Source organism: Phycisphaeraceae bacterium (genome assembly GCA_019636675.1).
In the GTDB taxonomy this organism is placed as follows: domain Bacteria; phylum Planctomycetota; class Phycisphaerae; order Phycisphaerales; family UBA1924; genus JAHBXC01.
The window spans coordinates 23,282-36,976 of record JAHBXC010000004.1; the positions used below are offsets into that span (position 1 = coordinate 23,282).

12 protein-coding genes are annotated in these 13,695 nt (G+C 68.7%); 7 read left to right on the forward strand and 5 right to left on the reverse strand.

Annotated elements, in window-relative coordinates; translation table 11 throughout:
• Positions 1-4 precede the first annotated feature (4 nt).
• Complete coding sequence (gene pyrF / locus KF684_12175) at positions 5-892, forward strand: orotidine-5'-phosphate decarboxylase (GenBank protein ID MBX3353680.1); 888 nt, start codon at positions 5-7, stop codon at positions 890-892.
• Positions 893-942: 50 nt separating this feature from the next.
• Here pyrF and KF684_12180 read toward each other — a convergent pair whose 3' ends face one another.
• From KF684_12180 to KF684_12200, 5 genes are all read right to left on the reverse strand, one after another.
• Positions 943-1,485, reverse strand: coding sequence for a transposase (locus tag KF684_12180; protein ID MBX3353681.1), 543 nt, complete (start codon positions 1,483-1,485; stop codon positions 943-945).
• A 141-nt stretch (positions 1,486-1,626) separates the two neighbouring features.
• Positions 1,627-2,337, reverse strand: a complete 711-nt coding sequence (locus KF684_12185) for a hypothetical protein (protein MBX3353682.1) — start codon at positions 2,335-2,337, stop codon at positions 1,627-1,629.
• A 297-nt stretch (positions 2,338-2,634) separates the two neighbouring features.
• A complete protein-coding gene (locus tag KF684_12190) occupies positions 2,635-3,180 on the reverse strand; it encodes an NADH-quinone oxidoreductase subunit I (GenBank protein MBX3353683.1) in 546 nt (181 codons plus the stop codon).
• A 93-nt stretch (positions 3,181-3,273) separates the two neighbouring features.
• Positions 3,274-4,467, reverse strand: coding sequence for a glycerate kinase (locus tag KF684_12195; GenBank protein MBX3353684.1), 1,194 nt, complete (start codon positions 4,465-4,467; stop codon positions 3,274-3,276).
• A 146-nt stretch (positions 4,468-4,613) separates the two neighbouring features.
• The gene (locus KF684_12200; GenBank protein MBX3353685.1) at positions 4,614-6,335 is read right to left on the reverse strand and encodes an iron ABC transporter permease; all 1,722 of its coding nucleotides are present in this window, start codon (positions 6,333-6,335) and stop codon (positions 4,614-4,616) included.
• Positions 6,336-6,619: 284 nt separating this feature from the next.
• Between KF684_12200 and KF684_12205 the strand changes: the two genes are divergently transcribed.
• From KF684_12205 to KF684_12230, 6 genes are all read left to right on the forward strand, one after another.
• The gene (locus tag KF684_12205; protein ID MBX3353686.1) at positions 6,620-6,964 is read left to right on the forward strand and encodes a hypothetical protein; all 345 of its coding nucleotides are present in this window, start codon (positions 6,620-6,622) and stop codon (positions 6,962-6,964) included.
• Between the two features lie 63 nt (positions 6,965-7,027).
• Positions 7,028-8,026 carry a prepilin-type N-terminal cleavage/methylation domain-containing protein gene (locus KF684_12210; protein MBX3353687.1) on the forward strand — a complete coding sequence of 333 codons (999 nt, stop codon included), beginning with the start codon at positions 7,028-7,030 and terminating at the stop codon, positions 8,024-8,026.
• A 93-nt stretch (positions 8,027-8,119) separates the two neighbouring features.
• Positions 8,120-10,054 (forward strand): hypothetical protein, encoded by a 1,935-nt coding sequence (locus KF684_12215; GenBank protein ID MBX3353688.1) that lies wholly within the window; start codon positions 8,120-8,122, stop codon positions 10,052-10,054.
• A gap of 125 nt (positions 10,055-10,179) precedes the next feature.
• The gene (locus KF684_12220) at positions 10,180-11,358 is read left to right on the forward strand and encodes an endonuclease/exonuclease/phosphatase family protein (protein MBX3353689.1); all 1,179 of its coding nucleotides are present in this window, start codon (positions 10,180-10,182) and stop codon (positions 11,356-11,358) included.
• Positions 11,358-12,617 carry an endonuclease/exonuclease/phosphatase family protein gene (locus KF684_12225; protein MBX3353690.1) on the forward strand — a complete coding sequence of 420 codons (1,260 nt, stop codon included), beginning with the start codon at positions 11,358-11,360 and terminating at the stop codon, positions 12,615-12,617. Before KF684_12220 ends, KF684_12225 begins: the two co-directional genes overlap by 1 nt.
• Positions 12,614-13,693, forward strand: a complete 1,080-nt coding sequence (locus KF684_12230) for an endonuclease/exonuclease/phosphatase family protein (protein ID MBX3353691.1) — start codon at positions 12,614-12,616, stop codon at positions 13,691-13,693. The genes KF684_12225 and KF684_12230 overlap by 4 nt, the downstream gene beginning before the upstream one ends.
• The last annotated feature ends 2 nt before the right edge of the window (positions 13,694-13,695 follow it).

A 13,695-nucleotide genomic window follows, 5' to 3' on the forward strand; every position in this document is an offset into this window, starting at 1 on the left:
CCCGATGAACGCGACCAGCAACGCCAACTTCGCCGACCGGCTCACCGACGCGATGGACCGCCTCGACGCGCCCGCGTGCGTCGGGCTCGACCCCGTTGTGGAGAGTCTCCCCTCGTCGCTCACGCCCAAGGGGCAGAGCGCCGAATCGTGCGCAAGCGCGATCGAGTCGTTTTCGCTGGGCGTGATCGACGCGGTGGCCGGGTCCGTCCCGGCGATCAAGGTGCAGAGCGCGTGCTACGAACGATTCGGCGCACCCGGGTTCGCGTCGATGGAGCGCGTCTGCGCACATGCGGCCAGCGCCGGGCTTCTAGTCGTGCTCGACGCGAAGCGGGGCGATATCGGCGTCTCGGCGCGCCACTACGCGCACGCCGCGTACGCGAGGTTCGGCGCCGACGCGCTGACCGTCAGCCCCTATCTCGGCATGGACACGCTCGAGCCGATGCTGCCCGGCGCGTCGCCCGAGTTCGCCGGCAAGGGTCTTTTCGTCCTCGTGCGCACGAGCAACCCCGGCAGCGACGCAATGCAGAGCCTGCGTCTGGAAACCGGAGAGACGCTCGCGCAGCGCGTGGGCGCGATGGTCGCTTCACTCGGGGAATCCAGCGTGGGTGCGCGCGGGTATTCGAGCGTCGGCGCCGTCGTCGCGGCGACCAAGCCCGCCGACGCCGCCCTGATGCGCGCCGCGATGCCCAAACAGATCTTCCTCGTTCCCGGCTTCGGCGCCCAGGGCGGGACGATCGAGACCGTGCGTGAACTCTTCCACGCGGACCGGCGCGGCGCGCTCATCACCGCGAGCCGCTCGGTGATCTTCGCGTTCGAGAAGGGCGCAATGGACTGGACGAAGAGCGTCCGCGAGGCGGCGGAAAGGTTTGTCAGCGAGATACGAGAGATTTGATCCGGTGCCCCGGGGCATCTGCGAAGCAGTGACCCGGGTTCTTTGCCCCATCACCAAGGCACACGATCAACCGTCACACCCCCCGCGCGATCACCCGCGTACCACCTCGCGGACGACCATTCCCAGTCTTCCGCGCGCTGGACAAGCCCTCGTTTCACCGGGTTGTGGTGCGTGTACTCGATCTTCTCTCGCAACTCCTCGTCGTCACGAACCAGACGGTCATATCCCCCGCCCGGCTGCCAGAACGCAGCGGCCCCTGCGGCGGTGCCGCAGGACGCCATGAGAGGATGGGCGGACGCACGCCATTCCCGCAGAATCCTCTTCGCGAATCCTGACTTGAGCTGTTCCACAAAGAAGCGCGCCACCTCCCACGAAGGCGGCATCACCAGAAGGTGAACATGCTCTGGCATCACAACCCATGCGAAGATCATGATTCCCTGCCGATCGCGCTGATACTCGAGATGCTGCACAAACCTCGCATACGTCTGCGAGTCAGAGAAGAGCGATGCTCGATCGTTGCAGGAGAAAGTCAGAAACCGCGCGTGACCCGCGAGGTCGTAGCGACGCCCCGAACCGCGTCCGCCAAGAGACATTCAGACAGAGTATCAAGAACGATCTGGAGCATCAACCGAGGGGCGTATGGTGACGAGGCCCGGGTCACTGCTGCGCAGATGCCCCGGGGCACCAAGGATGACCCGGGGCACCAGGAAGTACCGGACTCACCAAACTCAGACTCAGCGCCTCCTGCGCGACCCCATCACGCCCGCCACGCCCAGCAGCGCCGCGGCGCCCGGCGTGGGGATCGCGCCGTACAGCGCGTACGCCGCGTTGCGGCGCGAGAGCGTCGAGAGTTGGAAGCCCATCCCGTTGAAGGTGTCCTGCGCGATGAGGTCGTCGCCCATGAGCGAGCCCGCCCACTGGAACGACTCGGCGGTGAACCCCGGGGGCGAGTTGTAGTTCGCCGCGATCGAGATCCACGAGGCGTTCGCGAGGAACAGAGGCCCGTCGTCGGAGACATAGCTGAAGGAGAACGCGGGAGCGCCCAGGAGGCCGACCGTGCTCCCGGTGGGCGTCGGGTTCGTCGCCGAGATGTCCACCGTGCGATCGAACAGGATGCTGCCCGGCGCGCCGCCCGCGCCGCTCGAGTCGTACGCGCGGATGTTGAAACTCGCGATGTTGCTCAGCGGGACCGACGGCTCGCCGCTCTCGTCGCCGCCCCACCAGTCGATGCGATACACCCGCGCGGGCAGGGGCAGTCCCCCGAACTCGGGCGCGATGTTGTCGGCGCGCCGACGATCATCGAAGGTGAAGTCCCCGCCCGGCCCGGTGGACGAGATGAACGCCGCTCCGGTCGTTGGCGCCTGCATGTACAGAAGATCGTTCGGCACGCCCGCGAACGCGGACGAGGCGAGCACAACGGACGCAGAGCACAGAATCAAGCGCATAACGGTTCTCCCTCGAGTTCGGACCGGCCCTCCAAGACCGGTGCGGCACGCCGAGCATACTGCAAAGTGCGGCGTCCGAACGAAAAAAGCCCTCGGGAAAATGGCTCGGACGCGATCTTTACACCGCGCGACACCGGACTTGGAAGAGCTGTTTCTCTGGGCAAGGCCGCTGCGCCCGCCCCAGCAGCGCCGCGACGCCGAGCGCGGGGATCGAGCCCGTAACCCATGGCGCGTCCCGCACAAGAAAAACCCACCTCTAAGGTGGGCTAAGTCATCGCCGAAAGGCCTTTGTCAGGGTCACATCGGCTTGCGGTCGATCGTCACGTCGTACATCGTCAGCAACTTCTCCTTGTCGAAGATCAGTTCCTGACGCGTCAGCCCGACGATGTCGTAGACCGGGGTGAGTTCGATCGCGTCGACGGGGCACGCCTCTTCGCACATGCCGCAGAAGATGCAGCGGAGCTCGTCGATCTCGAACTTCGCCGGGTACTTCTCGCGGTCGTCCCAGGGAGATTCGGCGGCCTCGATGTGGATGCAGTTGGCGGGGCAGATCGTCGGGCACATCATGCACGCGACGCACTTGACGCGCCCCGACTCGTCGCGGTTGAGCCGGTGGAAGCCGCGGAAGTTGGAGACGTTGATGCCGCCCTTCTCGACGGGCAGGTCCTCGCGGCGCTGCTCGGGGTACTGCAACGTGCGCGAGGTGCGCCCCTGGCCGAACGAGGTGAAGAAGTGGCGCATGGTCACGCCGAACCCCTTCACAATCTCGGGGATGTAGACCGCCTCGGCGCGGGTCATCTTCGGAGTCGAGAGGCGCACGATGTCTTCGTCGCGGATGGGCATAGGGGGCGATTCTAGCGGCACAGGCGCGAGGGGCGCAGATCTCCCCCTCCCGCTCGCGGGAGGGGGCGGGGGGAGGGTCTTCGGCCGCGCGGTTCACTCCACGCGACGCGCGATCCACTCCCCCACCACGCGCTCGGTCGTCGCTTCGAGCAGTTCCGGCCCCCTGCGGAGCGCCTCGTCCAGATCCATGCCGGGGGGTGTGATCACCGCGTAGTCCGCCAGCCCGCCCACGGTCGCCCCGCCGCCCCCGGATCGGATGGCGTGCTCGGGGTCGAGGCACAGATCCGCGCCGTCGCCGATCGCCCCGACGAGCGCGACGGTGGGGATGTCCGCGGCACGGGCCGCCTTCGCGACGCTGATCGGGAGCTTGCCGCGGACGGTCTGCGCGTCGATCCGACCCTCGCCGGTCAGGACGAGGTCGATCGCTGGCTCCCGATCGAACGGGCACGAGGCGAGCATCAGTCCCATCGCCGGCGTGAGCGCCGCCCCGATCGCCGTTCTCAGCCCGAAGCCGAACCCTCCGGCGGCGCCGGTGTGCGGCTCGTCGGGGCGCGGATCAAATCCTGCATCGCGCAGGCGCGCGGCGAGGTTCGCCAGCCCTCGCTCGAGCAGCGCGACCTGCGCGGGCGTCGCGCCCTTCTGCGGCCCGAAAGTCGTCGCGGCGCCGTCGGGGCCGAGCAGCGGGTTGTCGACATCGCACGCGACGGTGAGCGTCGCGCGCGCGACGCGCGCGTCGATCCCGGAGGGGTCCACACGCACGATTCGTCCGAGGTCGCCCCCGGTGGGGCGCTCGATGGGATCGTCGCGCTCGTCGAAGAACCGCACGCCCAGCGCGGCCAGGGCGCCGGCGCCCCCGTCGACCGTCGCGGAGTTGCCGACGCCGATGGTGATGTCGCTCGCGCCGTGCCCGATCGCCGCGAGGATGAGCTCCCCCACGCCGAAGGTCGTCGTGCGCGTCGGGTCGCGCCGATCGCGCGGTACGAGGCGCATGCCGGCCGCCGAAGACAGCTGCAGGAACGCGCGCCGCTCGAGGAGCCCGAACCTCGCGTGGATCGCATCGCCCAGCGGGCCGCGGACCCGCGCATCGAGCATTGTGCCGCGACCGGCGAGCATGGATTCGACGAAGTCCGCGCCGCCGTCGGACATGGGGTGCTCGTGCGTGACGGCCCCGGCGCGTCGCGCCCCGCGCGCCATGGCCGCGGCGGCCTGGGGCGCGCTCATGCACTCCTTGTACGCGCCGGGCGCGCACAGGACGACGAACTGCTCTCTCGTGCGTGTCTGCGCCACGCGTGCAGGGTACCGACCACGCTCTGACTCCGCCCCCTTTCCCCCGAGCGCATTTGTCATCTCCCGTGGCACGGCTGCGCCGTACCACGCCACCCTCTCGTGCTTCCTGCTCCCTCCCCCCTCGTGCCCCGTGCCCCGTGCCTTCTTTAGGCCCTGAACACAGCGCCCAGGCGCTTGCCCATGAGCACCGACGCGCCCACCAGCGTCGCGCCGAGCAGGGCCATGCCCCACACGCCCAGCGCCGACGCGATGTTCAGCCCGTCGCCGAGGCGGAACGAGAAGGTGTAGATCGCTTTGGTGAGCGGGTAGTGGCGCTCCTGCTGCGCGAGGATCAGGGAGTCCGACACCTCGAGCATCGCGAAGGAGAACGCGAGCAGGCCGCCGGCGATCAGGTTCGCGGTGATCAGCGGGATGATGATCTTCCGGAAGGTGCGCACCAGCCCGGCGTTGAAGATCTTCGCCGCCTCTTCGAGTTCGATGTGGATCTGCTCCAGCCCGCTCGCCGCGGCGCGCACGACGTACGGGAGCCGGCGCACGGCGTACGCCAGGATGAGCAGCGGGAACGGGTTGGGGTCTTCGCCCACGATGCTGATGTTCAGGAATCCCAGCGGGTCGCCCGGGCGGAAGGGCCAGTTCAGCGACATCGCGACGTACCCGAACGCGAGCACGAGCCCGGGCACCGCGAGGGGCGCCATCACGAGGTAGTCGAGCACGGCGCGCCCTCGGATCTTCGTGCGCACCAGCAGGTACCCGATGAAAACGCCCAGCACGATGTCGATGAACGCCGCCGCCAGCGAGAGCTTGAAGCTGTTCGCCATCGAGCCGAACGCGAGTTGGTGCCCGAACGCGTTCACGAAGTTGTCCAGCGTGAACTCTTTCGGGAGAACCGTGCGATACCACGACCCCGGGCGCGAGAAGGCGACGAGGATCACGCCCAGGTGCGGCAGGAGCGCGAGGAAGGTGACCGCCGCGAACGCCCCGGTCGCGAGCAGACCGCCCAGGGGCGACAGGCGCTTGTCCTCGGCGGCGCGCGCGGCGCGCCCGCTGGTGGCGTGCCCGCTCTTGCCCAGCGACACCTTGCCCACGGCGTAGAACGCGACGGACAGCAGCAGCATGACGGCGGTGAGCGCGTAGGGCTGGGCCGACGCGTTGATCTCCTTGATCCCTCGGAAGATCTGCACGCTCGTGACCTGGTAGTAGTCGAAGATCAGGGGCGTGCCCAGCTCGGTGAACGACCAGATGAACACGATCGCGCCGCCCGCGAAGAGCCCGGGCCGCACGAGGGGCAGCAGGATTCGCACGACGCGGGTTCGGAAGGGCGCTCCGGCGATGCTGGCCGCCTCGTCGAGCGCCGGATCGATGTTCGCGAGCGTGGCGCTGACGTTCAGGTAGATGATCGGGTAGAGGTGCAGCGCGATCGCGACGACCACGCCCCAGAACGGCGCGGCGCCCAGCACATCCCACTCCGTGCCCAGCAGCGTGTTCACCGCCCCGTAGCGACCGAGGATCGCCTTCAGCCCGATCGCGCCGACGAAGGGCGGGAGGATCAGCGGCGCAAGGATCGCCGCGTTCCATAAGCCGCGCAGCGGGAAACGATAACGCACCGAGAGCAACGCGAGCGGCGCGCCGATCGCGACGCTCAGGGTCGTCGAGACGACCGCGATGAGCAGCGCGTTGACCAGCCCGGTGCGCAGGATCGGGTCCCGGAACACGAGCGCGATGTGGCGAAGGGTGAACCCTTCCCCGGTTGTGGGGTCGGCCACGAACCCGCCGCGAACCGTGAGCCAGACCGGCACGAGCAATGCGACGCCAAGCGCCGCGAGCAGCGCAACAAGCAGGCAGTACTGGGCTATCCTCGATGGTCGCATGGTTGACTTGAAGCGGGCACATCTTCGCCCGCGCCACGGACGGCGTCGGTCATCAGGCGGTCGACTTCACGGTACTTGAACATTCGCGATCGCGCGATCAATCTATCGTCTCACGCTCCCGAAGGGACGGCGGTGCACGGGCTCCTCCCTGCCTCGTCCGTGATGCACGAACGCTCGTCCTCTCCACCGCTTCGTCGCGAACCGTTCGCGACAGGGATGCAGGGGACGAGAGGGTACGAGATCGAGCCCCGGTTGTCCGGAGCGCCCCTGACGGTTATTGCACGATGCCCAAGCAAGCCAAGATCGCTGTGATTGTCGCCGGCCTGCTCCTGGGGCTGGGCGGCGTCGTCTGGTACGTCGCGTCCGGCGAGAGAAGCCCGCTCGCCAGCCGCATGCCGGTGGTTGATGTCACGACCGGGGAGGTCATGAACCTCCCCGTGAACGACGAGAAGCTGCGCGTGATCCCGGGCGTCAACGACGCCGGTGAGCGCGCCCTCTACCCGATCGTCAACGAAGACGGGCGATGGGTGATCAACCCGCGCTACCAGGACCTCCTTGTCGAACGCTTCGGCAAAGACGCACGATTGAAGATCGATCTGAACTCGTTCGCGAGCCCCTCGGCCCCCTGATGCCGGCCAGGTCCCGCGTTTGTCCATGATTCCGACCGCTTCCCCTCCGGATGGCTCACACCCATGCACACGAACGCACGAACTGATCGCGCTCCCGCCGTCGCCAGACGCGCCTTCACGCTCATCGAGCTCCTCGTCGTCGTCTCCATCATCGCGCTGCTGATCGGCATCCTCCTGCCCACGCTCGGACAGGCCCTCAAGGAAGCCCGCGGCACGGTCTGCGGCGCGACCCAGCGCGGGCTCGCCCAGGGCCTCCTGCTCTGGAGCAGCGACAACAACCAGAACATCCCGGGCGTCAACACAACTTGGGTTGAGGCCACCCGCCAGCCCAATGTTGTGCGTTACCTCAACGAGCAGAACTCCGCGCCCGTCCAGAACTGGGACTGGATGAGCGCGTCGCTCAAGGGCGAAGACCTCCCCTACAACCGCAACCAGCGGTTCCTCTACATGCTCGAGCGCTACCGCTGCCCCGAGAACAACGCCCAGACCAAGATCTTCGGCGGCGGCGGTGAGGGCACGCAGGAGATGGAAGACTGGATCCTGCGCAGCAACCAGCGCGTGTTCGGCCCTTCCTACCTGATGTCCGCCTACTTCCAGACCACCGGCGGCCCGACCCGCGTCACCGGATCGTTCCCCAACGAGACGATCTCTGAATACGGCGCGCTCTTCCCCGACCCGGTCACGGTGATCCGCAGCTACCGACCGAACCTCAACTCCGTCGGCAACCCGGCACTCAAGTCCGCGTTCGCCGACGGGTTCCGCTACCTCGAAGACACCGGCACCACCGACATCGACGCGTCCATCTCCACGCGCTTCTACGGCGCCTTCACCCACTCCACCCCCACCTTCAGCGGCAGCCGCGAGTATGTGATCGGGCGACGCCTCTCCTACCGCCACGGCAACAAGATCAACGTCGCCTACTTCGACGGGCACGTCGATCGCATCAGCGAGGAAGAGTCGCGCAACCCCGACCGCTGGTTCCCCAGCGGCTCGACCTTCACCGGGCGCCAGTCGCACCCCGACGCGCTCAAGTTCTATCAAGCCGGTCAGCAGATCAACTGAAACCCTTCCGGGCTTCGCAGCAACTCCCGGCGCCGTGCGGAGCGACGCCGAGATTCGGACTGGTTGGACACCATTCACGAGAGGTGAGAGAGCATGAACCGCAAGCTTCTGAATGTCGCGATCGCGACGGGCGCCATCGTCGCGGCCGCCGGGACCGCGTTCGCCGTTGATTACGACCCCACCGGCCAGGCCGGTCGCTACCAGGTCGCGCGCGTGAGCGCCCTCGCCGGCGGCTCGGGCGGCTCGTTCCAGAGCATGGTCGTCTATGTCCCCGTGATCCTCGACGAGGACGACGGGCAGTTCAACAGCCCCGCAGTCCAGGACATCGGGGGCTTCCCCTTCGGCGCGTGGACGACCTTCTCGAGCGCCGCGACCTCGCCCCCGGTGCGCGTCGTGGGCGCCTTCGGCTGGACCGACGCCAGCAACCCCGGCTCGGGCTCCAACGACGTGTTCCTCTCCGAGGGACCCACCGGCGCCAGCAACTCCATCGGCACGCTGCTCGCCGACGGCACGCTCGTCTATCGCGCGAACTTCAGCACCGCCGGCTCGCAGAACAACCTCGAGGTCCGCTCCCTCACCTGGCCCCAGACCACGCCCGGCGCCTCGATCACCAACAACAGCCCCAACCGCGTCTTTGATCGCTTCGCCCCCGGCATCGACAACACCCCCGGCGGCACGGCGCAGCTCGGCACCCCCGGCGCCGCCCGCTTCAACGGCACGCTCTTCACCGGCGTCGCCGGCTTCAGCGCCGCGACCGGGGCCATCCCCGATGGCGTGAATGTCTACGCAGGCCTCGACAACAACCCCGCGGCGCCACTCGCGTCGTGGCTCCAGAGCGCCGTCGTTCTCCCCACGCTGCCCGGCCCCGCCCCGGCCGTGACCGAGGCCCGCCAGACCCAGCCCGGCATGCAGGTCGTCAACCTGCCCAACGGCAGCCAGGCCCTCTACACCATCTTCGGCGTCGGCTTCAGCCCCTCCGCCTCCGGCGCGCCCTACAGCAGCGGCGCCGCCCGACCCGTCTACTTCATCGTCGACGAGGTCACCCCCGGCAACTTCTCCGACGGCTTCGCCTTCATCGAGGCCGACAACAACGGCTCGCTCGACTTCACCGACCCCGACTTCCGTTTCGTCGACCACCAGGCCACCGGCGGCGGCACCGGGCCCTTCGTCACCCGCCAGTTCGACATGAACTCCAAGGGCCAGGTCGTCGCCCTTCGCGAGAACCGCGGCGTCGCGCCGCGCGTCTTCGACGTGCTGCTCTTCAACCCCGTCTTCTCCACCGCCGGCGATCGCATCACCGGCTACTCCGCCCCCACCGTCATCGCCAGCACCGGCCAGAACGGCATCGTCGACGAGCTCCAGTCCGTCACCGGGACCGCCCCCAACCAGACCCCCATCTTCCTGACCCCGATCTCCGGCGTCGCGATCGACGAGGCCGGGCGCGTCGCGTTCGTCGGCGTCACCGAGAAGTTCGAGCAGGACCTCGGCGGCGGCCTGGTCCGCCTCCAGAACTCCACCAACTCCGTCTTCGTCTGGGAGCCCTGCACCCAGTCGCTCCACACCGTCCTCAAGGGCGGCCAGAACGGCGACATCCTCACGGCTCTCGCCGGTCCCTCGCTGCAGCTGGGCGTTTTCCCCGTCGATCAGGCGTCCGACGGCTTCAACGGCGCCGCGTTCTCCGATGTGGGCGGGCACCTGGTCGTCACCTTCCGCAACAACTCCGACGAGGGCGGCGCCGACCGTGACAACGACGGCCTGATCGACCGCGGCGGCTCGCTCAACCCCGGCCAGCCCAACGATGTCTCCGTCCGCGGCATCGCGGTCGTCACGCTCGGCGACTTCACCCGCTCATGCCCGGGCGACGCCAACGGCGACGGCGTCGTCAACTTCTCCGACCTCAATGCCGTGCTCAGCAACTTCGGCGCGACCGGCAGCGCGATCGTCTGCCTCGACACCAACGGCGACGGCGTCATCAACTTCGCCGACCTCAACGCGGTCCTCTCCGCGTTCGGTCAGTCCTGCCCCTGAGCGGATCGAACGCCTGAATCGCCAGCGGAAACGCGGCACACCATGATCCCACGCGGGCGGGGGCGAAGGCCCCCGCCCGATGCTTTCTGAAAAACCGCGCCTCGCGCGCACGACGGAGAGAGACGATGTTCACGCTCGGACGATTCCTGCTCCTCGCGGCCTGCTCGCTCGCCGCCCACTCTCTCGCGCTCGCGGGCGATTTCCTCGGCGTGCGCATCGTCACGCTCAATGTCCGAGAGGGCCTCGGCGCGCCATCGGACTTCGCGCACCAGCAGACCGGGCTGTTTCTCACGACCAACGACCTCGACGGCGCAGGCCCCAACAGCGGGCTCAACCCCGACATCGTCGCGCTGCAGGAGTGCCGCTCCACCGCCAATCTGCTCGCGTACCGCGACGCGTACCTCCCCGGCTACCAGATGATCCGGAGCAACGTCGTCGACGCCGGGGGCAATTTCCAGGCGTACTTCCTCCGCCCCGAATACGTCGTGCTCGACACCGACGACTACGGCATCGGCGGCCCTCGCCCCATGTTCCGCGTCACGCTCGAGATCCCCGGCGCCGACCGCACCCTCACCCTCTACAACGTGCACTACAAGGCCTTCGGCGACACCGCCAGCCAGAACCAGCGCCGCGCCAACGCGACCGAGACCGGCATCGAAGTCTGGCGCGACCGCGTGCAGGGGCTCGACCTCGACGACGACTTCTTCCGCGAGACGCCCTGCGGCAACCAGATCGTCCTGGGCGACCTCAACTCCAACAACAACTTCGACGGCACCCTCAACGGGCTCTTCACCAACGTCATCAACCTCGAGCCCACAGGCGTGCTCAACCTGCCGGTCGAGACCCTCGCGGGCCGGCTCGTGGGCGGCTCGCCCCAGACCGTCACCTTCCCGGGCAGCAACTCGCGCCTCGACTACATCTGTCTCGACACCGAGCTCGCCTTCCGCTTCGACGCGAACAACGACGGCGTGCTCGACCAGGACGAGATCAACTCGATGGGCTTCGTTTACTACTCCCAGCACGACAACGGCGCGCTCTCCAACGGCGTGAACAACGCCACCTCCTTCGCGTCCGACCACCGCCCTGTCGTCTTCGACGTCCTCCTCGCCGCGACCCCCGAGATCAGCTGCCCCGGCGACACCAACGGCGACAACCTCGTCAACTTCTCCGACCTCAACACCGTGCTCTCGGGCTTCGGGCAGACCGGCGCGGGCCTGCCCGGCGACCTCAACGGCGACGGCGTCGTCAGCTTCGCCGATCTCAACGAGGTCCTCTCCAACTTCGGGACCGAGTGCGCGAGGTGATGCGGACCGCGCTGCTCGCGGCGTTCCTCAGCGCAGTCGCTCTCGCCGGCGACGGCCGCGACGGCGTGCTGCGCGTCGCGACCTTCAACCTGTGGGACCTGCGCGCCGAGGACCTGTCGCCCGAGCCCTCGGCGCGGGCCAAGCGCCTGGCGGTCGTGCTGCAGTCGATGCGCCCCGACATCGTGCACCTGACGGAGATCGCGTTCGACGAAGACGCCTGGGTGTCCGGGCGCGACACCCTCGCACGCGCCTTCGCCTCCCTCGTCGCGACCGAGATCATCGCCGGGGTCGCGCCGCTGCGATTCGAGACCTTCGACGCGCCGGTCAACACCGGCTTCCACAGCGGGCTCGACCTCAACAACGACGGCGTCATCAGCCCCGAGCCCGGGGACCGGCTCTACGCCGAGGACTGCTTCGGCTACGGCGAGTTCCCCGGGCAGTACGGAATGGCCCTGCTCGTCCGTACCGGCGCCGGCGAGATCGACCGCGAGGGCGCGCGCACCTTCCGGCGCTTTCTGTGGAACGACATGCCCGGCGCGCTGCTGCCCCCGATGGAGGTCAGCGCCGACGAGGATCGCGGCGCGTGGTATTCCGAGGAGGAACTGCGCGAGCTGCGCCTCTCGAGCAAGTCGCACTGGGATATCCCGGTTCGGCTCGCGCGCGGCGGGGTGATCCACATCCTCGCGAGCCACCCCACCCCGCCCGTGTTCGACGGCCCCGAAGACCGCAACGGGCGTCGAAACCACGACGAGATCCGGTTCTGGGTCGACTACCTCAGCGACGACGACCGCGCGTCGTCCATCGTCGACGACGCCGGCGTGCGCGGCGGGCTGGCGCCCGACGCCCACTTCGTCGTGCTGGGAGACCTGAACGCCGATCCCGAGAAGGGCGACGGTCGGCGCGACGCGATCCGATCGCTGCTCGCGCACGAGCGCGCGCACGACGCCTCGCCGCGGAACGACGGGCCGCGCGCGACGATCACGCGTCGCCCGGACGGCTCGGCGTTGCGGCGCGAGGTTTCGCCAACCGACACTGCGTTTTTCGGGCTGCGCGCCGACCACGCCATCCCCTCTCGCACGCTGGCGGTTCACGGCGCCGGCGTCGTGCGAGAAGAGCACCCGGACGCGGCGGCTCTGGCGGCCAACGATGTCTCGTCGCGCGCCGGCGCGCCCTGGTGGCTGGGCCTCTTCCCCAGCGACCATTTCCCCGTCTTTGTCGATGTGACCCTCCCCCACGACGCGAAAGAGACCGACCGATGAACACCCTCGCCAACCGTTCGTGCACGAGATTCGCGCCGCTGTCGGCGCTGCTGCTGATGGCCGGGTGCGCGTTCGCGCAGCCGGCGACGACGCGCGCCGTCGAGCCCGCCCAGCCCGCGCAGGGCGTCAAGCGGGTCGGGCAGGTCGAGGCGAACGCTCGCACGCCGGGCGCGATCCGGATGGCCGCCTACAACATCGAGAATCTCTTCGACGAGCGCGCCGGGGGTGTGAAGCCCGGGGTGCAGCGCAGCGCGATGCCCGACAAGCCAGTCGCCCACAAGCGCGAGGTCGCCAACGCGATCCGCGCCATCGACGCCGACATCCTCGCGCTCCAGGAGGTCGGCTCGGTCGAGGCGCTGCTGTGGTTCCGCGACGAGCACCTCCAGGGCATGGGCTACGACTACGTGGTCTCGCTGGACTCGGGCGACTCGCGCGGCATCGAGCAGTCGATCCTCAGCCGCTTCCCGGTCACCAGCGCCACCGTGTGGCCACACCTGCCCCTGGGCGGCGTGCATCCGCCCATGTACGGCGACCAGCCCAACCGCAACGCCGGCGAGCCCCTGATGGGGCGTCGATCCCCGCTCTTCGCGACGGTCGAGGTCCCGGCGACGGCGTTCGGCGGCGGCGCGACCGACCCCACCTACGACATGACGCTCCTGGTGGTCCACCACAAATCGGGTCGCTGGGACGGCTACTGGCGCGAGGCCGAGGCCCGCGAGTTCGTCCGGCGCCTGCGCGAGCACGAGGATCGCCACCCCGGCGTTCGCGTCGCGGTGCTCGGCGATTTCAACGCGCAGATGAGCGAAGAGCCCCTGCGCATCTACCGCGAGGCGGGCTTCCACGATGTGTTCCACTGGAGCGAGCGGACGAGCAAGACCCTGACGCACGCGAGCGAGCGCGCGATCGATTTCATCCTCGTGAACGGCGCGCTGCGTCGCGATGTCGTGGACAACAGCCAGTTCGTGCTCGCGACGCCGCTGCTGCCCCGCGAGGCGGACTGGCGGACGACGCCCCCCCCCGCCGGGTACGCGGCGGACCACATGCCGGTGGTCGTGGACCTGAAGCCGACGAAGTGATG